This is a genomic window from Dokdonia ponticola, assembly GCF_042653865.1.
Lineage (GTDB): Bacteria > Bacteroidota > Bacteroidia > Flavobacteriales > Flavobacteriaceae > Dokdonia > Dokdonia ponticola.
The window spans coordinates 162,432-187,805 of sequence record NZ_JBHSFV010000011.1; the positions used below are offsets into that span (position 1 = coordinate 162,432).

Consider the following 25,374-nt stretch of genomic DNA (forward strand, 5'->3'; position numbering starts at 1 on the left):
TTGTGCTTACAATACGAATCTTTACATTTATGCTATCTTAAAATATAAATCATATGTTTCGTTTTGTAGTATGCCTCTTATGCATTATGCTGTCTATAGGTTGTAAAAAAACTTCTTCCAACCCTGAAACGTTTGACTCTCTAACAAAAGACAGCCCGTCTATAAAAGGAAAACCTGCTTATTTAAACTCTCCATATGTAACCGCAGGAGATCGCGTTTATATGGTAGGGCATCAAGATGGCACCTTTCCAGATCTTGGTTGGCATATTAAAGGCGAAATGGGAGGTATCTGGAATCATCCCATCAAACTGATGGATGGTTTTGAAGTAGAAATTTTAAAAGATGAAAAAAAAATTGCCTTAGATAGTGCACATACGTTTGTCAATTACCCGTACGCAAACAAACATCAATATGCACTTCCAGAAGCACAACTTCACATAGAACGCTGGCAATTTGTTCCCGATCATAAAGAAGGGATGGTGGTACAGTTTCAAATAGAAAATACATCCCCTACAACAAACACTTTTGAACTTACTTTTATCGGAAATGCAGATCTCAGACCTACATGGCTAGGAGAAGAAACCAATATGATAGACGCACAAGATATCGCTACCTATGATGCTATAAACAAAGCATGGACCATAAAAGATACTGACAACTCTTGGTTTGTTACGTTTGGATCTGATCAACACCCAATAGTACATCGTGCTTTGGAAGCCTATAAAGGTACTGGAAAAGGAATCTCTGGAGAACTCAGCTATCCAATCTCTATTCCACCAAAGGATCGTGCTACACTCACCCTAGTCATTGCAGGAAGCTACGCCTCTCAAGAAGAAGTTCTAGCAACCTATCAAGATATTCATAACACCTATCTGGATGCTATTCGTTCAAAAAAAGAACGTTATGAGCAATTAGCATCCCACTCTCTACTCACTATTCCTGATAAAGGCATAGAGCAAACCTTCGAGTGGTTAAAGTATAACAGCGATTGGCTCGTACGCACCATCCCTGAATTAGGATCTGGAATCACTGCAGGAATTCCTGATTACCCTTGGTATTTTGGTGTAGATAGTGAATATGCCCTCAAAGGATATATGGCGATAGGACAAACCGAACCTGTATACAACACTATTCAATTATTAGATAGTATCTCCAATGCACTTAATGGCAACGGGCAGATCATTCATGAAATGTCCACCAATGGAAAAGTTTTTAATCCTGGAAATATCAACGAAACCCCGCAATTTGCCTCCCTCATTTGGGAAGTCTATCAATGGAACGGTGATCAGACTTTTCTTGAAAACTACTTCCCTACGATTGAGAAAGGCCTCCAATGGCTACTCAAAGAAAAAGATGATAATAAAAACCTATTCCCAGACGGGTTCGGAATGATGGAAATTCACGGTCTTGACAGCGAGATGATTGATGTCGCCGCCTATACACAAAGAGCTTTTGATGATGCTTCCAAAATGGCAACCATACTAGGAAAAGAAGATCTTTCTAAGCAATACCGTGAAATAGCTCTTTCGCTTAAAGCGAAAATAAATACAGATTTCTGGTCTGAAGAATTTAAAAGTTATGCCGATTTTATAGGAACCGACCAACAAGCCATACATTTAATTGAAGATGCGATCGTACGCGCTGATACGCTAAACAAACCCTGGGCAGTTACCGAACTCCAAAGTACACTGGAAGCCATCAAAGCCAATCCATCTACCGAACCTAGACCTTTTGTGGTACATCATAATTGGGTGGTAAACACCCCGATGGAAATGGGTATCGCCGACTCCACCAAAGCCTTACAAGCCCTACAAACCGCTGAAAAATTTGTCAATCCGTTTGGTGTTTTCGTCACAGGAATCGATCGTGATGCGTCTGCAGGGAAAGATGAAGGTTCTTTTAAAGGAAGTAAAATTTTCTCGTATACAGGGGCTGTGATGACCCTACCAACAGGAGTTCAGGTAATTTCCGAGAATAATTACGGCCGTCCAGACAAAGCATTAAATTACCTCAAACGCATGGATAGAACCTTTAGCTATGCACTCCCTGGCAGTATGTATGAAGTATCTCCCGATTATGGTATGATTACTCAAGCATGGAATATTTATAGCTACGCCGTCCCCATTGTACAACAGTTTTTTGGCGTTCAACCCAATGCCGCTGCAAAAAAAGTAACCATCCGTCCCCAAATGCCAAGTACGTGGAATGAGGCTTCTTTAGAAAATATCCTGATCGCAGATAATGAAGTCTCTATTTATTATTCAAAAATAGAGTCACAGGTCAATATAAAGGTCTCCCAAACCAATCCAGCATGGGAAATTACTGTAGAACTCCCAACTAAAGAAGGCAGCAAAAAGACATTCGTTTCTAGAGAATTAGAGTTTGAGACACAAAATTAATTACACCAAAAACTGAAACAAATCAGGTTTATCATTGAGATATTCTCCAAAGAAGTTACGCGCGTGCATCCGATCCACCAAAGGTTCTAAATCTTCGGGAGCTTTGATTTCTATGCCTACAATAGCTGGACCTTGTTCCCGACTCGTCTTTTTAGAGTATTCAAAATACGTAATATCATCGGTAGGTCCGAGAATTTCTGCCACAAACTCTTTAAGTGCGCCCGCTCGTTGTGGGAATTTGATGATAAAATAATGTTTGAGTCCTTGATACAACAAAGCACGTTCCTTGATTTCGGCAGTACGTGTGATATCATTATTGCTTCCACTTACCACACAGGCGATATTCTTCCCTTTAATCTCATCAGCAAATTGGTCAAGTACGGCTAAGGTTAAAGCCCCTGCGGGTTCTACGACAATAGCATCACGATTGTATAAATCTAAGATCGTTTGGCATATTTTTCCTTCGGGAACCGTGACGATCTGATCTACAAAGTTTTGAGCAATCGTGAAATTGCGCTCCCCTACGCGTTGTACAGCAGCGCCATCTACAAACTTATCAATCTCGTCTAGCGTGGTATTTTGCTTTCGCGAAAGCGAATTCAACATGGCAGGAGCCCCTTCAGGTTCAACGCCTATAATTTTTGTTTTGGGAGATAAGTAATGAAAAACACTCGACAATCCTGCAATTAATCCGCCGCCACCTACGGGAACAAATACATAATCTAACGGTTTTGTAGATTGTGTGACCATCTCTAGTCCTACGGTGGCTTGACCTTCGATGATTTTTTCATCATCAAACGGGTGAATAAATGTCTTTCCTTCTGTAGTGCAGACTTCACTAGCTGCTCTAAAAGCGTCATCAAACGTATCCCCTTGTAATACCACAGTAATCCAATCACCACCAAACATCTCAACCTGCTCTACCTTTTGTTTTGGCGTTGTTGTTGGCATATATATTGACCCTTGAATATGCAATCGTGCACAGGCAAAAGCAACGCCCTGCGCATGATTACCAGCACTGGCACATACAATACCATTTTCCTTCTCTTCGTCAGAAAGCGTACTCATCTTATTATACGCCCCTCGAATCTTATAACTACGGACTTGCTGCAAGTCCTCTCGCTTTAAGAACACCTCAGCCTCAAACTTCTTGGAGTAGGTAAAACTGCGCATAAAGGGCGTTTTAACCGCTACTTCTTTAACACGGTTGGCAGCATCTGTAATCGATTTGAGTGTGGGGATGTATGTAAGTTGTTCAATTTTCATTTCCGCGAAGGCGGACATCTCATCCGCGTATTACTATTTTTTTATTTTTAAGTGCTCAAATAAATTCGAGGATACACTAATTTATCTAGCTAAACTTGTTCTTACACCTCCCTAGCCCTCCTTTTTAGGAGGGAACACAAACCAACTGTTTTCATATTCAAATTTAAAGCAACAGTTTCCCCTCTAAAAAGAGGAGATTAAGGGGTGTGTAAAAATGAATACTATTAACTCAAAACAGCTTCCGTTTCCTCTGTTTTTACCTTTTTCATCGCAACCATGGCTTTACGCAAGGTAGCCCCTATTTCTTCTACTGGATGATTACGGATCGCGTCATTGACAGCAATCAATTCTTGGTTATCGACACCGTTTGCTTTCGCGAAAGCGGTCCCAATTACATCCGTATCTACCGTTTTCATAAAGTCAGTTAACAATGGTTTGCACGCATGATCAAACAGATAACAACCATATTCTGCTGTGTCTGAAATGATACGATTCATTTCAAATAATTTCTTTCTAGCGATGGTATTTGCAATTAATGGTGTCTCGTGAAGTGACTCATAATAAGCGCTCTCTTCGATAATTCCTGCTGCTGTCATGGTTTCAAAAGCCAATTCCACCCCTGCTTTTACCATAGCGACCATGAGTACACCATGATCAAAATACTCTTGCTCTTTGATATGAGCTGTAGTGACTTCCTGCTTTTCAAAAGCGGTTTCTCCTGTCGCTGCTCTCCATGTATGAAGATTTTTATCATCTGCTGCCCAATCTTCCATCATTGTTTTTGAGAAGTGTCCAGAGATAATATCATCCATATGCTTTTCAAAAAGCGGACGCATGATGTCTTTCAATTCCTCTGCTAGATGGAAGGCTTTAATTTTTGATGGATTATCAAGACGATCCATCATGTTGGTGATTCCTCCGTGTTTTAAGGCTTCAGTGATGGTTTCCCAACCGTATTGAATTAATTTTCCTGCATAGGCGGGATCGATTCCTTTCTCGACCATTTTGTCAAAACAAAGAATAGATCCAGTTTGTAACACCCCACAAAGAATGGTTTGTTCTCCCATCAAATCCGACTTTACCTCTGCAACAAAGGAAGACTCTAAAACCCCTGCTCTATGTCCGCCTGTCGCGGCAGCATACGCCTTTGCTTGTGCTAGTCCTTTGCCTTCAGGATCATTATTAGGATGTACAGCAATTAAGGTAGGAACTCCGAAACCTCTTTTATACTCTTCTCTAACCTCAGACCCTGGGCACTTAGGTGCCACCATTATCACGGTAAGATCTTCACGGATTTGCATCCCTTCCTCTACGATATTAAAACCATGTGAATAAGCAAGCGTTGCTCCTTTTTTCATAAGAGGCATGACTGCTTTTACGACCGAAGTATGTTGTTTATCTGGTGTTAGGTTTAATACCAAATCTGCCGAAGGAATCAACTCCTCATAGGTCCCAACGGTAAAACCATTAGAACTGGCATTTTGGAATGACTGACGCTTTTCTTTAATTGCTCCTTCTCGTAATGCATACGATATATCACAACCGCTATCACGCATATTGAGTCCTTGGTTAAGGCCTTGTGCTCCACAGCCTACAATAACGATTTTCTTGTCTTTTATCGCATTGATTCCGTCTTGGAATTCGCTAGCATCCATAAATCGGCATTTTCCTAATTGTGCAAGTTGATCTCTTAATGGTAATGTGTTGAAGTAGTTCATTGTTAATTAATTTCCGCGAAGGCGGAAATCTCATCCTGCCTATTGCGATTGTTATTATTATATTAAGTCTTCCGCCTACGCAGAAGTGTATTAAAAACGTCTTCGACAAGCTCAGACTGACATTAGTTATTCGTATTTCGTTTTTCTAATTTCAACTTTTCGTATTACGCTTTCGCACTTCGACTTTGCTCAGCATAAACTTCGGCTACGCCGAAAGCTGCCTCTTGCTCCTTCTGAATCTGTTGTAACAGTGTTGAAATAGGCATTTCTGTCTTGGTTACTGCGATTCTTCCCGAACGGGTAAACTGCATAATGCCAAAAGGTTTAAGCTCGCGGTGTACCAACTCAATTTCCGAACGACGACCTGATTTTTCTAACACAAAAAAGTCTCTATTTACAGTGACAATACGTGCATGGCTTTCCTTAATGATATTCTGTATTTGTGGTTCTTCAAACAACAAATCTGATTTGATTTTAAAAAGGCCACTTTCTGTGAAAATAGTCTCCTCATCGGTGTGGTAAAAAGCTTTAATAACCTCTACTTGACGCTCAATCTGCCCTTTGATTTTTTCCATTTGATGCTCTGTGATATTCACGACTATGGTAAATTTAAAGACGTCATCTATCTCACTTTCTGATGCCGAAAGGCTCTCAATATTGATCTTACGACGTTGAAATATCGCCGAAATACGGTTCAGCAATCCAATATTATTCTCGGTGTAAATGCTCACGGTGTATGTTTTCATATGCTCTAAATTTCAGCGAAGGCGGAAATCTCATCCACCAAAGCTTAATTATCGTTTTTTCTATAAGTTTCCCGTTTTTACAGGAAATGTTTTGAATTTCAATTCTAATCTTCCAATGTTTCCACATTAATATTCTCCCTTCGGAGATTAGGGGCTTTTACTCCAACCTTATATCCGAAACTGATGCTCCTGTTGGGATCATAGGGAAAACATTGTCTTCTTTTTCTACCATAACTTCTAAGAAGAAACTGTTTTTTGAAGCGATCATTCGTTCAACAGCATCTTCTAAATCCTTTCTATCGATTACTTTTTGTGCTTCTATATCGTAGGCTTCAGCAATTTTACAGAAGTTTGGGTTTTTCATTTCAGTACTTGCATAGCGTTTGTCAAAAAATAACTGTTGCCACTGTCGTACCATGCCTAAGAACTCATTATTCAGTACCACAATTTTCACGGCTGCTTCCGTTTGAAGGATAGTTCCTAATTCCTGAATAGTCATTTGATACCCTCCATCGCCTATAATGGCTACCACCTCACGATCTGGCGCGCCCATTTTGGCGCCAATCGCTGCAGGAAGTGCAAAGCCCATAGTACCTAAACCTCCTGAGGTAATATTACTTTTGGATGTATTGAAATTTGCATAACGTATGCCCACCATTTGGTGTTGTCCTACATCTGTGACAATAATAGCATCTCCTTTTGTTTTCTTGTTGATCAATTCGATCACTTCCCCCATCGTCAATCCCTCTTTTGTTGGATGAATGTCATTGTTGATGACTTTGTCAAACTCAATGGTGTAGTGATCTTTAAACTTTTGATGCCAATCTGTATGCTTTTTTTGTTCAATCATTGGTAAGATACGTGCTAAGGTCTCTTTAGAATTTCCAAGGACGGGAATATCTGCTTTTACATTTTTACTTACCTCGGCAGGATCGATTTCAAAATGAATAACTTTCGCTTGTTTTGCGTAGGTTTCAAGATTGCCTGTCACACGGTCGTCAAAACGCATTCCGATGGCGATTAACACGTCACATTCATTGGTTAACACATTAGGTCCGTAGTTTCCGTGCATTCCGACCATTCCTACATTGAGGGGATGGTTTGTGGGGATGGCAGAAACACCTAGTATCGTCCAAGCCGCAGGGATTCCAGATTTCTCAACAAAAGCTTTAAACTCTTCTTCAGCTTCTCCTAGAATCACACCTTGGCCCCAAACAATCATGGGTTTCTTTGCAGCATTAATGGCTTCAGCGGCAGCTTTGAGTTGATCTTCCTGAATCTCTGGTACAGGGGTATAACTGCGGATGTGCTCACATTTCGCGTAAGCGAACTGAAACTCTTCAAATTGCGCATCTTTTGTAATATCAATCAAAACAGGCCCTGGACGTCCAGAACGTGCAATATAAAATGCTTTTGCAAGGACTTCTGGAATTTCTTTGGCGCTAGTAATCTGATGATTCCACTTGGTTACGGGCGTTGAGATACCAATAATATCAGTTTCTTGAAAAGCATCACTCCCTAACAAATGTGATCCCACTTGTCCAGTAATACAGACCATAGGGGTACTATCAATTTGTGCATCTGCAATTCCTGTAATGAGGTTTGTTGCACCAGGTCCAGAAGTGGCCACAGCTACCCCTACTTTTCCAGTAGCTCTTGCATACCCTTGCGCTGCATGTGTAGCTCCTTGCTCGTGACGCGTAAGGACGTGCTGAATCTTGTCTTGATGTATATGTAACTGATCATAAAATGGCATGATCGCACCTCCTGGATAGCCATATACTAAATTTGCTCCTTCTGCAAGCAAGCAGTGAATCAATGCTTCACTACCCGACATAGTGGTCGTGGTAGTTTGTTGTTTTTGTAGTGTCTTTGTTTCCATAATCCCTCACCCCTTTTTGCCTTCCTCTCCTTTGTGCCTCAGTCGTCGGAGGCAAGTCCCAAAAGAGAGAAGCTACTGGGGAAATTTGATTTAAAATTCATCTGTTACACATCCTTCACTTGCGGAAGAGACTGTGCGTGCATATTTATATAAGGTACCGCACTTTACTTTTAATGCCGGCGCGATCCAATTTGCTTTTCTTTCGGTCAGTTCGCTTTCGCTTACTTCTACGTTTATCGTATTTTTTTCGGCATCAATCACGATGGTATCTCCATCTTCTATTAATGCAATACCACCGCCTGTTTGTGCTTCGGGAGTAATGTGTCCTACCACAAAACCATGTGTTCCTCCTGAGAAACGACCATCTGTAATAAGTGCTACATCTTTTCCTAATCCAGCGCCCATAATAGCTGCTGTAGGCTTCAACATTTCTGGCATTCCTGGCCCTCCTTGCGGACCTTCATAACGGATCACAACCACATCTCCTTTCTTTACTTTTCCTGCGCCTATTCCTGCATTTGCTTCATATTCTCCATTAAAAACGCGTGCGCTTCCGCGAAAGTGGAGCCCTTCCTTCCCTGTTATCTTTGCAACCGAACCTTCGCTAGCAATATTTCCATAAAGAATACGGATATGCCCAGTTGCTTTGATCGGGTTTTCAACGGTGTGGATCACATCTTGATGTGCTTTCAAATGTTCTACCTCAGCAAGGTTCTCTGCAATGGTTTTTCCTGTAACGGTCATACAATCCCCGTGAAGCATTCCCTGCGCAAGCATATATTTGAGAACTCCAGGAACACCTCCTACCTTATGTAAGTCTTCCATCAGATATTGACCACTAGGCTTTAAATCGGCTAAAAACGGGGTAGTATCGCTTATTTTTTGGATATCATCTAGTGTAAACGGAATCTGAGCGGCTTTGGCTATGGCTAGAAAATGTAAAACAGCATTGGTAGATCCTCCTAAAACAGTAACCAATTTTATGGCATTCTCAAGGGATTTACGTGTAACGATATCCGATGGTTTAATATCTTGCTCTATAATATGTCTTAGCGCCTTTCCTACTCTAGCACATTCGGCTGTCTTATTAGAGGATATTGCTGGATTTGAACTCGTATAGGGTAAGCTCATTCCTAGCGCCTCAATAGCAGAAGCCATGGTATTTGCTGTGTACATACCTCCACAAGCACCTGCACCAGGACAGGCTTTTTTGACAACCGTTTTAAATTCTTTTTCTGTAATCGTTCCCGCTACTTTCTCTCCCCAAGCTTCAAAAGCAGAAACAACGTCTAGTTTTTTATCTTCATGACACCCAGGAGCAATCGTTCCTCCATAAACCAGTATCGACGGACGATCTAATCGTAATTGTGCCATTAATGCACCTGGCATATTTTTATCACAACCTACTACGGTGACAAGTGCATCATACGACATGGCTTGCACCACCGTTTCCATAGAATCTGCAATCAGATCTCGACTTGGTAATGAGTAACGCATTCCGGGAGTTCCCATAGAAATACCGTCACTTACCCCAATCGTATTATAAATCAATCCTACTAAATCGGAAGCTTGTACACCTTTCTTGATATCTAGGGCTAAGTTATTTAAGTGCATATTACAAGGGTTCCCTTCATATCCAGTACTTGCAATTCCTACAAATGGTTTTTTAAAATCTTCTTCTGTTAATCCGATGGCGTGCAACATTGCTTGTGCTGCGGGTTGTGTTGGATCTTGGCTAACGGCTTTACTATATGTATTAAGTTCCTTCAAGGGTTGTATTATTTTAAAATATTAAAACTAATTGGTTTTATTTTTTTTGAATTATCAGTTTATAATTTCCTACGTTATTCAAGTATGATTTGACTTATATAAACTTTTAATAATCAATATTTTATAATTATTTTTCTTACATAAACCACAGCAAAAAAAAAGCCTGTATCAATACATAGATACAGGCTTTATATGAGGTATAATAGTCCGTATCACTCCTGGAAAGGAATGACAATAATGACATTATTAATTATCTGATTTTTCATAAACTGACTTTAAAAGTATAAAAAGTTTTTTAAAATACACCTCATAAACACTAAATGATTTCTACCTTTTTAGTCTTTTCATCAAAAAATGTAATTATTTTTACAAAAAAAGAAGTTTGAACATCCCCTCTCTTATAGATTCACAGCGCACCTATTTTGCTTCTGGCAAAACAAGGTCTATACAACAGCGAATTATTTTTTTAAAACGCTTACGCGAAAGCGTACTAAGGCATGAAACTACTATTCATGAAGCTTTATACGCAGATTTTAAGAAACCTGTATTTGAAAGCATCGCTAGTGAAACAGGTATTATTATAAGAGAACTCAACCTGACTATTAAAAACTTAGCGTTTTGGGCACGTCCTAAAAAAGTTAAAAGTGCTATTGCAAATTTCCCAAGTAGCGATTACATAATTTATGAACCCTACGGTACTGTGCTTATTATTGCACCTTGGAATTACCCGTATCAACTTGCGCTAGCCCCTCTTATAGCAGCTATTGCTGCTGGCAATACAGCCGTTGTAAAACCTAGCGAACTCACAACTGCAACAAGTGCTATTTTAGAAACTATTATTCATGAAGTATTCCCTCCAGAATATGTAACTGTTGTGCAAGGTGCTGTTCCTGAAACCACCGAATTACTGTCACAACAATGGGATTATATCTTTTTTACAGGAAGTGTTACTGTCGGAAAAATTGTAGCAAAGGCTGCTGCCAAACATCTAACACCCAAAACGCTAGAATTGGGTGGGAAAAACCCCTGCGTGATTGATGCATCTGTCAATATTAGATTGGTTGCAAAGCGGATTGTATGGGGAAAGTTTTTGAATGCTGGACAAACCTGTATTGCTCCTGATTATGTTCTTATAGAAGCGAGTGTAAAAGAAGCTTTTTTACAGACATTACAAAAAGAAATAGAGAATGCCTACGGAGATGATGCAAAGCTATCTCCTGATTTTGCGCGAATTATCAATGAAAAGAATTTTGACAGACTTACCAGCATGCTTGAGGATGTTTCTATTGCTGTGGGTGGAGATACAGATCGTGATCAATTGTATATAGCGCCTACTATCATTGACCACCCTAGTTTGGATAATTTAGCGATGAAAGATGAGATTTTTGGTCCTATTTTACCTGTGATTCCGTATCAAACCAAAGCCGATATCGAAGCTATTATTGATCGTTATGAAAAACCGTTGGCTGGTTATATTTTTTCGCGAAAGCGGTCTTTTTCAAATTGGTTTTTAGAGCGTTTCTCTTTTGGCGGTGGTGCCGTTAATGACACTATTATTCATTTTATAAACGAAAAATTACCCTTTGGCGGCGTTGGTCACAGTGGTATCGGAAATTATCACGGTAAGTATAGTTTCTTAACGTTTAGTCATGCAAAGGCTGTGGTAAAAAAAGGAAACTGGTTGGATCTCCCCTTTAGATATGCGCCTTATAAAGGAAAAAATGCATTACTTAAAATTGTGATGCGATGGTTATGATTGCTCGATAAGTTTATGTTTCATTACATAAATAACAGCGCCAACTCTAGAAGTAACGCCTAGTCTTCTGAATAAATCTGCTCGTCTATTTTCTATGGTTTTGGGGCTTAAATTCATACGGTTGGCTATTTCTTTATAGCCTAAATCGGTACCGCACAAATAATTTAAAAACTCTTGATCGGTTTCTTTTAATTGGAATTTTCGATGATTATTGACTTCGGCTTCGGCTTCGTTAGAGATCCCATTTAAGGCTTGTTTACGAAAGGGTACATCTACAATTTCGTTGTACACAAATTCTCCTTTACTAGCTTTGATGATGGATTCATTAAGCCGTTTTGGCTCTACATCCTTGAGAAGATAGCCTTTACACCCAAAGAAGACCATATTAGAAATGGTCTCTTCATCATCTTCCATTGTGATAGCAATGACGTTAATTTCTGGACGATTATCTTTTAGCCACGCCATGGTGCTTAGTCCATTCATAATGGGCATTTGTACATCTAGTAACACGACGTCTGGCGGTTCTTTATTGTCTTTAATATATTCTATAAATTCCCTACCATTCTTGGCCACAAAGACGACATACGTATCTTCAAATCCAGAAACTAAGGTCTTTAATGCTTTCGCGAAAAGTATATGGTCATCAACTATGGCTACTTTAAGCGGTCTCATATATGGGTGGTTGGTAAGTTAGTGTTATTTCTGTTCCCTGTCCTTGCTTACTATGGGCTACGAGTTGCGCTTTAATCATTTCTGCTCTACGTTGCATATTAATAAGTCCTGAACCTGATGTATTTGTATGTGTATCATATCCTACTCCATCATCTTTTATCATGATTTGAAGGCTTGCCTCCTCGTAAAATATACGAATATCAAGATTCTGAGCATCAGCATGTTTAATGACATTACTACAACATTCTTGAACAATCCTAAATATAATAATTTTTTCTTTTTCTTCTATAAAAATAGGTGATCCGTTTAAAGAAAATGTAGCATTGGTATGAGAAAACCGATTTAATCGATCTATTTCTACTTGTATGGCATCTTGTAAGTCTAAATTGGCAAGGACTTCGCCATTGACTATTTTGGAAAGTTGGCGGACTTCTGTAAGGCTTAAATTTACGGTTTCTAGGGCTTCTGCAAAGGCTTCTTTTTTATCATCCTCTAGTTGAGAGAGTCCAGAACGCAATTGCATTTTAGCAACAGATAGGAGTTGCCCCACATTGTCGTGAAGCTCCATCCCTACATTTTTGAGTGTCGCTTCTTGTATTTCATTTTCTGCTTGAATTAATGTGCTCTCAAATTCCTTTTGAGCGACTACTTTTTCTATAAGTAATTTGTTTTTACGGCGTTGAAACGTATAAAAGAAGAGAATAAAAAGCACAACAAGCACTACGACGACTATGATAAAGTAGGCGACGAGGAGGACTTCATGCTTTGAGATTTGTTGAACCAGTAACATTTTATGATGCCAAATATAAACATTCCATAAAGGAAATTACCTGCGTAATCTATTATTAAGGTGTAAAACTCTACAAAAACTACCTCCTCTGAAACAAAAAACTCACTACTTAAAATAAGTGGCATTACTATGATATACCATAAAAAAACAGCTATAGAAACAAAAAATGGAAATGAATTCCCAATAACTAAAACCTTATCCGAGTTTAACACTTCAAAATAATACAAAAAAATTGATATAGTCAGCAATATCAAACCAGATATATTAACTAGCTTCAAGTAAACTTCAAAAATAGAAGGAGTATTAACAGCATATATTATACTTATGATTACAAATAATAAGAGACTATACTTTAAAAAGAATTTATGCTTTTTTTTAGATAATTGTTCTCTAAAGTAATATGTAAAAAAACCAAAAGAAATTATTAAATAAATATTGTAAAACCAATAATTAGATAGCCATTTAGGATTATTGACAAAAAAAGTAAGTTCATCAATTTTCAATGGACAAATTAAAAGTGTAGACGCGCCTATTATTTCAACGAGAACTACCAACCACAAATAAATTGTAAAATACTTAAATGATTTAATCTTGAGCTCTGTAATAAAAATGTAAGAAGTTGTAGCTACTAGCGCAGCTACAACTTCAAACAGTACCTGAACACTTAATAAAGTATTAAAAAAAGAATTCAATAATTAAAAACTTTAAGGTTGATAAGTTTTAGGTGGAATACCTCCATGCTGTATATTCCATGGATCTGTTTTGTAATTATTCTCAGCATCCTTACCTTCTCCCATCGTAGGTGCTAGAAAAAAAGTTGCTTTTTTTGATTTATCATCATTATACGCACCAAAGTACAAACGCACACCAGGGTTTGAAATCCCTTGGTCTTTTGACTCACTTTCTACATAATCTAAATATTCCCGTAACTCTGAAATACTCAATGTAAATTCGCATGTATCTTGTTCTCCGATATGAGCTCTAATACCTTCTCCCCTTGTATTGCTCCAATGCGTAAACAACTTTTCTGCATCCTGAGGTGTAATGCATTTGTCTGGTTTTGCCATAAGTAAATAATTAAAGTTAAGTGATGAATGTAGGAAAATATAACAGCTTGTGCAAGTAGGTTTCCACAAAATCAGGTAAAAATACGTATTTCAATTACGGTCTTCCTGTATATTTTAGCTGTAAAATTCTTACGGAAATGAAATGATTTCCTATATTTAGACAATAATAGCATGGGAAGAGCCTCAAATTCAGAACGATTAAATGCAAAAAGACCTAACATTATGCATTCTACTATTACATTTTGCAAACTAACAATCAGAAAATTATATACCAAAGGAAGACGCCTAGGAATCCCTGAATGGAACAATGAATCTGATTATGCCGATTACATCCATAACTTATGGGATACAATTTCTTCTCATAAAGAACTAAAAGATGAGGCAAAACGCACAGAAGACATCCTTGGTAAAGGAGATGTTATCCAATTACTTAGTGACACAGTCACAGAACAGCACGGTATTTTAATCAACAAATAAACTACTTCGGGGCAAGCCCTCAAAGCATTTTAAAGAAATACCATTTGATTTCGAGGCAAGCCTTGGAAAATTTAATCTCAATTATCGAGTAAAAAAGAGATGCAATCACCTTGCTTTTTTTGAGCGAGAACGTGTATGGCAATTTCTGAAAGCTGTAATACGCGTGGGTACCCACCTGTAGTCTGACAGTCTTTCATTAATATCACCAAACGCCCAGAGGGAGTTAATTGAACCGTACCAGGTATCACAGGACCTGTACGTATAGAAGGTGTGTTATGTTTTACAGTTTCTTCAAGCTGTACCGCCATTCGATTCCATAATTTTGAAATTAGAAACGATGTTTCTGTGATGTATGCATGAAGATGCGCTTCTAAAAGATCGTATTCTGGACCTTTATATACGTGTATTTGATTTTTCTTCAGATACGAAGTGTCACCCTGTATATTACCTAATTTTATGCGAGCCCCTTTCGCGTTTCCATAAGCAGATATTCCGATAGGAATTTCGATGGATTGATGTATATATCCCTCCCTTGTAATAGGCGCATACATACTTTTACTTCCCAATACCTCAGGAATTTGAAATCCACCCGCAATAGCAACATATCCTCGACAGCCTTCTGTAATTTTGGTAAGTGTTAAGGTTTGTCCTTTACGCCCTAAATAAACGGTATGATTATGAATGACTTGTTGATCAAGTGTTGCAAGGGTAATTCCTCCCGTGATTACAAAATGTCGATCGCAATGAAACTCGATCGTAGGCCCCACTAAAGTAAATTCTAATACAGCTTCATTTTCTGAATTATTCACTAGTGCATTGGCAAGTAGCATCGCATTTTTATCCATAGCGCCACTTTCTGGCACTCCCACAGACGCATATCCAAAACGTCCTTGGTCTTGAATTGTCGTATAAAAACCTGTACGCTTTATGATAATACTATCCTTCATAAACTTCAGTGGTGGGTGCTAAGTTTCCGCATAAGGCTTTTTCGACTAAAAACTGATGCTCTTGTAGCGTAATTACATCAAATTTAATATAATCTCCTGCATTACATATCGAAGGTATTTTTCTAGTTACATCAAATAATGTCACTGGTGTGTGTCCTATAATATACCATCCACCCGGGCTGTCTTGGGGATAAATTCCCGTTTGCTTCCCTCCTATGGCGACACTTCCTCTGCGTACTTTTTGCAAGGGAATGGCTTTACGATCTATCTGTAAACGCTTATCCAACCCTTCCAAATAAGGAAACCCTGGTAAAAAACCCATAAAATATACAGTGTATAAGGGTTGGGTGTGCATCTCAATCAGCTGGGCTAAAGTGAGAGATTTCGCTTTTAAAAAGGATTCGATGTCATCACCCAGCAATGGATCGTAACAGACTGGAATCCGATGAATTCTTGGCTTTTCAGACAACAGTGGATGCGTACTGTTTATGATTTCGCGAAAGCGGTCTTTTATATCTTTTTCAGAACCTTCCTCTTCCACATTTTTAAGTAAAATCTCAGTATAGGTATGGATAATTTCAGCAACAAAGGTTTTTGATAAATTTTCTTTTACAGCCAGTAGAAACTGTAAAAGCTCCCGTGATGGCTTGTACTGCCATTGGATACCCCAAGAATAGTCTCCCATTTTGAAAATACGAATATCTAGATAGTGCATTAGCGTAGGGATATTTGGTGCTTTTGTAATCCTTGATGAATCTTTTTTAGCATTTGAAATGCTGCTGGTGTATCGCCATGCACACATAAGGTATCAATATGAAATGGCAGAGTCTCACCTTCTGCCGTATGGAGTTGCTGTTGTGTGATCATCGGGATAATATGTGCAAGTACTTTGTTTGCGTCACGAATCACCGCATTGGGCAAAGCTCTACTTACCAAGGTATAATCAGCGTTATAACGGCGATCTGCAAAGCCCTCTACCTTCACCTGCAATTGATTTTTTGCCTCCTCTTGGAGTTTGGAATGATAGGGTACGTATAGCACAAGTTGATCGTCTATTTCTCGAACTACTGCAATGATCAAACGTGCGATGTCAGCATCGACTGCGGCAAGATTGTATAATGCGCCATGTGCTTTTACATGGTGTAATTTCTGGTGTTGCCTTTCGGCGAAATTTTTTACTTTCTGTATCTGTGCTGTGAGGCTGTCTCGCAATGCTGTAGGAGATATGTCTAATATAGTTCTGCCAAAATTCTCTTTATCTGGATACCCCGGATGTGCACCTATCTTTACGTTTTGTTTTATGGCAAGCTGAATGGTTTCTTGGATGATGGTATCTGTTCCCGCATGACCGCCACACGCAATATTGCAAGAACTTAAAAGCGGCAGTAATTGAGCTTCATTACCGATTCCTTCTCCTACATCGCTATTAAGATCTATGCTATACATGTTCTGTTCTATAAAATATCAAATACTTTTAGAATACTTTTAAGTCCTAATCCAAGGACAATAAACCAAATAAGAATACTGATGATATTTTGCCAAGGTTTATTGACAAAAGTGCCTAAAAGTTGTTTTCTATTGGCCAACCAAATTAAATATCCCGCAACAATAGGAAGTAAGACTCCATTGGCTACTTGCGCAAATTGGATAATATCGATAGGTTTATAGCCGAATGAGGAAAAGAAAATTCCTAAAAATAAAATACCTCCCCACACCCATCTAAACTTAGTAGACTTGATATTTTTCTCCCAACCCAGACATCCTTGTACCACATAAGCTGCTGCTAACGGTGCTGTAATAGCTGATGTTAATCCTGCGGCTCCCATCCCAATACCGACGAAATAGCGGGCATATTCTCCAAATAATGGTTCTAAACTCTTAGCGAGATCTGCTGCATTTGAAATTTCTTGTCCTTGTATCGCTGCCGCACAAACAATAATAGCAATCGAAACAAAACCTCCCAAAATAACAGCCACAATGGTATCTTTTCTTGCGATAGGAAGTGCCTCGGTTCCATTCCATTTTTCAGTCACCAAAGAGGCGTGCAGAAAAAGATTATAAGGAACTACCGTGGTTCCCACCAACGCGATAATGGTAAAAATACTTTCTTCTGGAAATGAAGGCACAAAACTGCCTTTTAAAACAGCTACGATATCTGGTTTTGTAACCATCGCCGTAATAATAAAAGCAACACTCATAAAAAGCACCAATCCTACCAAAATACGCTCTAAGACTTTGTAACTCCCTATATAAAGTATAATTGCCGCAAGGATTCCTATACCTATACTCCATCCATTAACTGTTAGTGACCCGACTTCAAATGAACCCGAAGCGCCTAAAGCTTCTATCCCTAGTACACCACCACTAATATTGCCTGCCTCATAGGCTGCATTGCCAACAACAATAGCGCTTAATATAAGTAGAATTGCAAATAAGCGAATACTGGGTCTTTTAATTTGAGAACGGATGACTTCGGCGAGTCCTTTGTTGGTCACTAGACCAATACGTGCTGCCATTTCTTGCAAAAAAATAGTCGCGATGATGGAGAGTACCATGGCCCATATCAAGGTAAATCCAAAAGAAGCGCCTGTAATGGTACACGTAGTCACAGTGCCAGGTCCAATAAATGCAGCCGCAATGAGCACACCAGGACCAGAAATTGAGTATTTTTTTTTCACTAGACGAAGGATCGGTTATCAATGTCTAATGTATAAAAATCCTATCCATTCATCATCTTTCTTTTTGTAAAATCATTTTTCGTGATGGCCAGAACTTCTAAATCAATGTAAAAACTATAGATACTTTAAGACGTGAAATTTAGAAATCGACTAGACACCCATTGTTCATCAATGCTGATTTTTGACCAGTTTCCATCCGTTTCATACACAAACACTTCTTGATTTTTAACGACAGATCCCACGACATGAAATCGTGTAGAAGGACCACTCCGCACATTAAGTACATCGGCATTTACAGTAGCGCGTTTTACATCTTTAACGTAATTACTGTACACCCATTCTTGGTTGCTTTTTGAGATTCTGTACCAATTATTTTTCTCTTCGTAGATCCGTACAATAGACCCTAGAGTTGTTTCTCCGATCCTATCAAATGTAGACCTAGCTCCTTTTCGAATATTTAGCACATCGGCTGTAACCGTTCCGTAGCCTATTATGGAAGGAGGGATTGTTCCTGTAATGGGTTGGCCACCAATGGAACTTGCGATAAGAGGCAAAAAGTGTTGCTCACAAGCGGCAAGGGTATTCCCTCCAAAGAAATTAGTACCCGGACAACTTTTTGTAATTCCTGTTCCATTGGTGCGGGCGCCTGTACTTAAATCAAACCAATGATGGTAGACAATCCGGTCGGTTGATACAGGTATGTCAAAACGTTCACAAAGTGCTGCGGTGGCACGTATAATACTATCGCGTTGCACCGAAGTCATTTCATCTTGTCCCGTATCAAAATAGCCAATGTTTTCGATACAAATTGCATTACTATTATTCCCGAAAATACAGGCTGGAGAGCGCTCTAGGCTTCTTCCTGTCATGATTTTTCCATCTGGAAAAATAGAGAAATGCTGTCCAATATCACTCCATCCATTGTTATTGACGTGGTGATTTTTCATACCGTTTTGCATGCTGAAATGATTATTTCCTTTAAAGTGAATGTAACTTGGCGAAAAAGTATGATGTTGTTGAATAAACAACACAGTTCTTGCGACGTGTTGCTGCTTGATCCACGTTTCAAATTCTGAAATAGTGAGTGATGTAAACCCAAATTTTGTTTCCATGATGTTGTATTTAGAATGGTATCGTGTTCTAAAGATAGTATAAATTGCTTAGTGTCAACAGGTGCACCTATTTTCTTACAGACGTTTCAGTGGGTAATTATGGTTTAGAAATGGGGTTATGCTTTTTACGCTCCTACCTGACCGGCAGGCAGGTTCGCGAAAGCGAACTGTATATTACTGGAAGAGTTTAGTTGAATGACTGAAATTAAAAAGAAACGAATCCTTAAATAAACCTAAATATAATAAGTAAACTGATTCACTTTTATATTGTTTTGCCAAAATCTAATATAAATTATTAAGATGTATTTTTTCTGCTTTTAATCCAATCTCGAATAATATTTAATAGCCCCATTAATGGCATTCCTTTCATCAATCTTAAGACTTGACCATTGGCATACTTTGTTTTTTTGTTGGATACGTTTAGTTGAATTAAATAAAACATAAATGCCGTAAACAATATAATGATTAGAATTAATACATCTTTATCTAATCCGATTACTTCAACAATTTCTTTAATCTCTCCCATAATTTATTATTTATAACTGCAAAATATAAAGGAACTTTAACTTAGTAAAGTACACCTTTACCATCAAGACTAATCAAACTTATTATACATTATAATTCTATAACCATTTCAATCAAATAGACCTTAATGGCATAAAGCTAATGTATCTGATAGAATCTTAAATGGACATCAATTGAAAAACCCCTAAAACCTTAAAAACAAGTATTTTCATAGCTATTTAGTGATTTTAGCGTGGCTCACGATCTCAATGATTCTATAGAATCTTAACATATAAATGGACAACACGTAGCTAGATTTTAATTAAAATTTACACCTACTTGATAGCCAAGGTAAATAGGATTTATAAGATTAGAATATTAATTTATAAACAATGAAGATTCGTGCTATGCTTTGGTTTTTATACTAAGTATTACATTAATACAAATTGATATATATCCTTTTTTCAAATAAGTTGTATTGATACAAATACAATGACATTTACATACAAACTTTTTTTGTTGAAAACTTTTTTATCTAGTATAATAAATCGTGAAATAAAGAAGAAAACTACATCATTTAATAGCAAATACTTCCTAATTTCCTCAACACCCACCTAACCACTTTTCATTCTGTATTCGCTTTCGCGCCTGCCTGCCGGTAGGCAAGAAAGCGAACACCATTGTATACCTAAGCAAGACCCAAAAGAGGAATATGTCTTTATGTACTCTTTTCAGCATCAAAAATGAAATAAAATGCGTTTTATCGTCATTATTTGCATTTTATCGATTAAATTTACTTAAAAATAAAATGACCGCACTTTCTATTTATCCTAAAAGAACTTATAGTAACTTGCATCAAATTCATCTAAAAATTAGCCCCAAAACTTTTTATAGACGATCATAGCCCCTTAACATCGAATATAAACGTAGTACATACCCATTACCCAAATCCCTATTATTTATATAAAAATCCCTATATTTTATATGACGACCTACTTGAACTTACCTACAGTATCTTTTATTAACAAAAGGTTACTATTTTTCCTATGTACCCTACTTACCATTGTCACAATACAGGCACAAACGAGAGCTACAATTACAGGTACTATTACTGATCAATTTGGGGCACTTCCTGGAGCTACCGTGAGTATTGAAGGAACTACGCAAGTGACCACCACCGATGTAAACGGCGTCTATGAATTTTCTGTAGACGAAGGAACCTATATCATACAAGCTCATTTTGTGATGTATATAAAAGACGCAAAAGAAGTGTCTGTGAAAGTAGGAGAAACCGTACAAGCTGATTTTTTATTAGAAACAGGTTTCTCTATAGACCAACCGATTAGTTTGGGTACAAGAGGAAATCCTATATCTGGGTTGGATACCTCATCACCCGTAGATATTATTACACCTCAAATGTTAGAAAATGCAGCAGGCTTAGAGTTAAGTACGGTGCTTCATTATTTAGTACCTTCATTTCACTCCACACATCAAACCATTGCAGACGGAACTGATCATATAGATCCTGGGACATTACGCGGCTTGGGACCTGATCAAGTCTTAGTGCTTATTAATGGGAAAAGAAGGCATAGTAGTTCATTACTCAACGTCAATGGTACTGTAGGAAGAGGAAGTGTCGGAACCGATTTTAATGCAATTCCACTAGCAACGATTGAACGTATTGAAATCTTAAGAGAAGGTGCCACTTCGCAATATGGATCTGATGCGATTGCTGGGGTGATTAATATCATTCTAAAAAAGCAAACGGAAGTTATTGATATCGATAATAGAGTGTTGATCAATAGCGAAGGGGATGGTTTTGAGAACTATTCGTCAGGGAATTTTGGATTAAAGTTAGGAAATAATGGCTACGTGAATGTCACCGCCGAATATCGAAATAGAAACGCTACCAACAGAGCAGGAGACTACACCGGTCTTGTGTATAGTGAGGATCCTATTGAAGATGCTATATTAATTGAAGAAAATGATTTTTTTAGTCAAACGGGATATGATAACAGACGCGTCATGGAAATCGGGAATGCCGAAACTCAAAATCTTGCGCTCTATTTTAATGGGGAATTTAAAATGTCTCCTAATGCGACGATTTATGTACACGGAGGTAGAAACTACCGAGAAGGAAAATCAAAAGGGTTTTATAGATTCCCAAAAGATGAAGATCGTGTGGTTTTATCCCTTTTCCCTAATGGGTTTTCGCCAGAGATCTTAACCGATATTCAAGACGATGCAGTGGTCTTAGGTATTAAAGGAATCAAAAATGGTTTTAATATTGACTTTAGCCACACCATTGGAAATAACCGAATAGATTACACCATTAATAATTCAAACAATGCCTCTTTGGGCATTACATCGCCTCGTACGTTTTACTCGGGAGGTTTTTTGTATAATCAAAACACCACCAACTTAGATATCTCAAAGCCTCTTGACTATTTTAAAGGAGTAAACTTGGCTTTTGGAGCCGAATTACGTGTTGAGAATTATCAAATCATCGCAGGGGAAGAAGCATCGTATGTAGATGGAGGTGCAACCTTTATAGATACAAACGGTGAAGAAAGTCCACGTATTCCGGGAGCGCAAGTATTTCCAGGAATTCAACCTGAAAATGAATTAAGTCGATTCAGAAGTAACTCTGCTGGATACGTAGATGTTGACGCAAATCTGACTGATGACTTTTTAGTTCGCGTAGGCGGTCGATTTGAGTCTTCTAATGATTTTGGAAGCCAAGGCGTTTACAAAGTAGCGAGTAGATATCGTTTTAGTGACAATTTAAGTTTTAGGGCAGCATATTCTAAAGGGTTTAGAGCTCCTTCATTACATCAAGTCTATTTTCAAAATATTAGTTCGCAATTCATTAATAACACCATTGTACAAGTAGGGACGTTTAACAATGAGAGTGCTGTAGCGAGAGAGGCTTTTGGAATTGACAGACTTCGAGCGGAAACCTCTAGACATTTTAGCGCAGGTCTCAACGGTAAATTAGGCACAAAACTTACCTTTAGCTTGGACTATTACCTAATTAACATCAAGGATCGTATTGTGCTTTCAGGAAGGTTTTCTGAAGGCTATGAAGACATTTTAGGCCCCTTTAATGTAGGCGCTGCACAATTCTTAACTAACGCTATCGATTCAAAAACCAATGGAGGTGATGTTGCTGTATTTTATAAAGATCAATTAGGTGATGGTGTGCTCAATGTCTCATTAGCAGCCAATCTTACGGAAACTAAAGTAGTCGGTCCCATCAAGGTATCCTCTTCTCTTATTGGGCAAGAAGATGTCTTGTTTAACAGAGAAGAAATTGCCCGTGTAGAAAAAGCACAACCTAATTATAAAGTGAATTCAAGTGTTTCCTACGAATGGAAAAAATACAAAGCACAGCTAAGTAATACCTATTTTGGAGATGTCACTTTTTTACATCCTGATGATGGGGATCCTAACAATTGGGTGCTTAATAACTATACAGGTCTTGTAGAATCCAGAGATCAAGTATTTACGCCAAAGCTGATCACAGATGCCACTCTAAGCTATCAAGCCAATACAAACATTATTTTCACTGTTGGCGGTAATAACATCTTTAATGTGTATCCCGACAAACACACACACGAAGCAAACACCAGTAATGGAAGCTTTGTGTATAGCAGACGTGTCCAACAGTTTGGCGTGAGCGGTTCTAATTTCTTTCTTAAATTATTATTACGCTTATAATGAAGAGCCAAAAGATATTGAGACATACTTCATACACGGTAAAGACTTTGTTTGTATTCTTTCTTATGATGCAAAGCGTAAGCTATGTACACGCCCAAAACACCGAAAACAAACAGGTGGAACGTTTACAACGCGCTATTTTTATTTTTAATGTTGGAAATCAAGTAGCTTGGCCCAACGCAACCGATTTTAAAGAAGTCACCATTGGCGTTTTAGGTCCCGATAGAACGGCCATCGATGTAAAAGCCATGGCTCAACAACGAAGCATTGATGGAAAACCAGTGAAGGTAGTAACCTATTCCAAAGTCAAAGATATTGGGGATATTCAAATCCTCTATGTCAATAACCGCTTTAACTACGCCATTGAATATATCCTACAGTCTATAAAAGGGAAAAACATCTTATTAGTTTCTGAGGATTATGCCTATAATGCGTCCATGATTAACATGGTGAATGTCGGTTCTTCGTTTGAGTATGAGATCAACCTATCATTACTCACAGCAGAGAACTTTACGGTAGCCCCGTCGCTCTCCCAAAATGCTGTCACTTCTGTTCAAAAATGGAAAGCGCTGTTTAAAAACACACAATCCTTACTCGAAAAAGAACAAGCTATTTTAGCCGACAAAACCAAAGAGTTATTAGAAAAAGACACCTTACTTAAAAGTCAAGAAGATATTTTAGCAACGCAAAAGGATACGATCTATCAACAAGAAAAAAGCTTGCAAACTAAAGAGCTAGATTTCAAAAAGCAATTAGACTCCATCGACATATTACTATCGATGAATCAATTACAGGAACAAAAATATGAGGATAAAGTTGCCCTCGAAAAAGTTCTTGAAAAACAGATCAGGGATCAAATCCAATTCTTAAAAACCCAACAAGAGCAAATTGAAGAGAGTACTCAAAAGCTTGACCTACAAGAAGCACTTTTGGCTGAACAGAATGAAGAAATTAGTGAAGCAACCTCGATTATAGATACTCAACAAGCGATCATTTCCAACGAAAAAAAAATCAACTACTTGTTGATCGCCATCACTGGCCTGCTGCTGTTGGGAGCGATCTATTTTTATATTAATTACCGTAAAAAACGAGCACTTAGCACTACCCTAATGGCTAAGAATAAAGAAATAAGTACACAGGCCAAAAAGTTAGCGCTAAAAAATGATGAGGTAGAACAATTTGCCTATATCGCGAGCCATGATTTGAAGGAACCACTGAATACCATTTCTAGTTTGATCATGCTCATCAAAGAAGAAAGTGGAGATACTCTTGATGCGATGACCTTAGAGAATTTGGAGTATATGGATGCGTCTAGCACCCGTATGCGTTCTTTGATTGAAACCTTGTTACAACATTCCAAATTAGGGGCTATGCGGGACGTAGAGCTGGTAGATTGCAATGCACTTTTGCGTGATCTTCAAAAGGATTTAGCCACTGTTATTCAAAAGAATCAAGTGGTTTTTGACATTGATCCGTTACCGGCTGTCATGGCCTCCAAAGTAGAGTTGCGATTGGTGTTTCAGAACCTGATTGCCAATGGGATTAAATTCAGGAAAGCAACGACTACGCCTGTGATCAAGATTTCGTATTCCAAAGATGCAGATGCGGCTTTTCCTGATCAGTACTACCATACATTTAATGTCACCGACAATGGTATTGGCATCCCTACCGAGCATCAAGAAAAGATCTTTACTATTTTTCAACGCCTACACGCCGACGAAGCCTATGAAGGTTCTGGCATTGGCCTCGCACACAGCAAGAAAATAGTTCATGCCCATGGTGGAAGTATTTCGGTGGAGAGTGCACCTGGGTTTGGGAGTACGTTTTCGTTTACGTTGCCTGTTTGATTGTTGGTGTAGTTTTGTTTTTA

At 38.3% G+C, this 25,374-nt stretch carries 19 protein-coding genes; 5 read left to right on the forward strand and 14 right to left on the reverse strand.

What is annotated here, in order from left to right; all coding sequences use genetic code 11:
- The first annotated feature begins 53 nt into the window (after positions 1 to 53).
- Positions 54 to 2,399, forward strand: coding sequence for an alpha-L-rhamnosidase-related protein (locus tag ACFO3O_RS17070; protein WP_379981042.1), 2,346 nt, complete (start codon positions 54 to 56; stop codon positions 2,397 to 2,399).
- Here ACFO3O_RS17070 and ilvA read toward each other — a convergent pair whose 3' ends face one another.
- The 5 genes from ilvA to ilvD form a co-directional block, all read right to left on the reverse strand.
- Positions 2,400 to 3,665 carry a threonine ammonia-lyase gene (ilvA, locus tag ACFO3O_RS17075; RefSeq protein ID WP_379981044.1) on the reverse strand — a complete coding sequence of 422 codons (1,266 nt, stop codon included), beginning with the start codon at positions 3,663 to 3,665 and terminating at the stop codon, positions 2,400 to 2,402.
- Between the two features lie 224 nt (positions 3,666 to 3,889).
- Entirely contained in the window at positions 3,890 to 5,383 is a 1,494-nt protein-coding gene (ilvC, locus tag ACFO3O_RS17080) for a ketol-acid reductoisomerase (protein ID WP_379981046.1), read from the reverse strand.
- Between the two features lie 164 nt (positions 5,384 to 5,547).
- A complete protein-coding gene (gene ilvN / locus ACFO3O_RS17085) occupies positions 5,548 to 6,129 on the reverse strand; it encodes an acetolactate synthase small subunit (protein WP_379981048.1) in 582 nt (193 codons plus the stop codon).
- 157 nt (positions 6,130 to 6,286) lie between these two features.
- Positions 6,287 to 8,011: a biosynthetic-type acetolactate synthase large subunit gene (gene ilvB, locus ACFO3O_RS17090; RefSeq protein ID WP_379981050.1), complete on the reverse strand. Its 1,725-nt coding sequence runs from the start codon at positions 8,009 to 8,011 to the stop codon at positions 6,287 to 6,289.
- Positions 8,012 to 8,101: 90 nt separating this feature from the next.
- Positions 8,102 to 9,781 (reverse strand): dihydroxy-acid dehydratase, encoded by a 1,680-nt coding sequence (ilvD, locus tag ACFO3O_RS17095; protein ID WP_379981052.1) that lies wholly within the window; start codon positions 9,779 to 9,781, stop codon positions 8,102 to 8,104.
- Positions 9,782 to 10,163: 382 nt separating this feature from the next.
- On the opposite strand from ilvD, the gene ACFO3O_RS17100 reads away from it, so the two are divergent.
- Positions 10,164 to 11,537: an aldehyde dehydrogenase gene (locus ACFO3O_RS17100; RefSeq protein ID WP_379981054.1), complete on the forward strand. Its 1,374-nt coding sequence runs from the start codon at positions 10,164 to 10,166 to the stop codon at positions 11,535 to 11,537.
- On the opposite strand, the gene ACFO3O_RS17105 is transcribed toward ACFO3O_RS17100, so the two are convergent.
- The 3 genes from ACFO3O_RS17105 to ACFO3O_RS17115 form a co-directional block, all read right to left on the reverse strand.
- Positions 11,532 to 12,209: a response regulator gene (locus tag ACFO3O_RS17105; protein ID WP_379981056.1), complete on the reverse strand. Its 678-nt coding sequence runs from the start codon at positions 12,207 to 12,209 to the stop codon at positions 11,532 to 11,534. The genes ACFO3O_RS17100 and ACFO3O_RS17105 overlap by 6 nt on opposite strands.
- Entirely contained in the window at positions 12,196 to 12,999 is an 804-nt protein-coding gene (locus ACFO3O_RS17110; RefSeq protein WP_379981057.1) for a sensor histidine kinase, read from the reverse strand. Before ACFO3O_RS17110 ends, ACFO3O_RS17105 begins: the two co-directional genes overlap by 14 nt.
- Positions 13,000 to 13,703: 704 nt before the next feature.
- Positions 13,704 to 14,066 (reverse strand): hypothetical protein, encoded by a 363-nt coding sequence (locus ACFO3O_RS17115; RefSeq protein WP_379981059.1) that lies wholly within the window; start codon positions 14,064 to 14,066, stop codon positions 13,704 to 13,706.
- A 171-nt stretch (positions 14,067 to 14,237) separates the two neighbouring features.
- Here ACFO3O_RS17115 and ACFO3O_RS17120 point away from each other — a divergent pair, with 171 nt between their 5' ends.
- Positions 14,238 to 14,543 carry a hypothetical protein gene (locus ACFO3O_RS17120; RefSeq protein WP_379981061.1) on the forward strand — a complete coding sequence of 102 codons (306 nt, stop codon included), beginning with the start codon at positions 14,238 to 14,240 and terminating at the stop codon, positions 14,541 to 14,543.
- A 77-nt stretch (positions 14,544 to 14,620) separates the two neighbouring features.
- On the opposite strand, the gene ACFO3O_RS17125 is transcribed toward ACFO3O_RS17120, so the two are convergent.
- The 6 genes from ACFO3O_RS17125 to ACFO3O_RS17150 all read right to left on the reverse strand — a co-directional run bounded on the left by ACFO3O_RS17125 (position 14,621) and on the right by ACFO3O_RS17150 (position 19,806).
- Positions 14,621 to 15,490 (reverse strand): 5-oxoprolinase subunit C family protein, encoded by an 870-nt coding sequence (locus ACFO3O_RS17125; RefSeq protein ID WP_379981063.1) that lies wholly within the window; start codon positions 15,488 to 15,490, stop codon positions 14,621 to 14,623.
- Positions 15,480 to 16,205 (reverse strand): 5-oxoprolinase subunit PxpB, encoded by a 726-nt coding sequence (gene pxpB, locus ACFO3O_RS17130; RefSeq protein ID WP_379981065.1) that lies wholly within the window; start codon positions 16,203 to 16,205, stop codon positions 15,480 to 15,482. The genes ACFO3O_RS17125 and pxpB overlap by 11 nt, the downstream gene beginning before the upstream one ends.
- A complete protein-coding gene (gene pxpA, locus ACFO3O_RS17135) occupies positions 16,205 to 16,936 on the reverse strand; it encodes a 5-oxoprolinase subunit PxpA (protein WP_379981067.1) in 732 nt (243 codons plus the stop codon). The genes pxpB and pxpA overlap by 1 nt, the downstream gene beginning before the upstream one ends.
- A gap of 8 nt (positions 16,937 to 16,944) precedes the next feature.
- Positions 16,945 to 18,168, reverse strand: a complete 1,224-nt coding sequence (locus tag ACFO3O_RS17140) for an Nramp family divalent metal transporter (protein ID WP_379981069.1) — start codon at positions 18,166 to 18,168, stop codon at positions 16,945 to 16,947.
- Positions 18,169 to 18,293: 125 nt separating this feature from the next.
- Positions 18,294 to 19,280, reverse strand: a complete 987-nt coding sequence (locus ACFO3O_RS17145; protein WP_379981071.1) for an SH3 domain-containing protein — start codon at positions 19,278 to 19,280, stop codon at positions 18,294 to 18,296.
- Positions 19,281 to 19,575: 295 nt separating this feature from the next.
- Positions 19,576 to 19,806, reverse strand: coding sequence for a hypothetical protein (locus ACFO3O_RS17150; protein WP_379981073.1), 231 nt, complete (start codon positions 19,804 to 19,806; stop codon positions 19,576 to 19,578).
- A 962-nt stretch (positions 19,807 to 20,768) separates the two neighbouring features.
- On the opposite strand from ACFO3O_RS17150, the gene ACFO3O_RS17155 reads away from it, so the two are divergent.
- Positions 20,769 to 23,504, forward strand: coding sequence for a TonB-dependent receptor (locus tag ACFO3O_RS17155; RefSeq protein WP_379981075.1), 2,736 nt, complete (start codon positions 20,769 to 20,771; stop codon positions 23,502 to 23,504).
- Between the two features lie 65 nt (positions 23,505 to 23,569).
- Positions 23,570 to 25,351: a YfiR/HmsC family protein gene (locus ACFO3O_RS17160; RefSeq protein ID WP_379981077.1), complete on the forward strand. Its 1,782-nt coding sequence runs from the start codon at positions 23,570 to 23,572 to the stop codon at positions 25,349 to 25,351.
- Positions 25,352 to 25,374 lie beyond the last annotated feature (23 nt).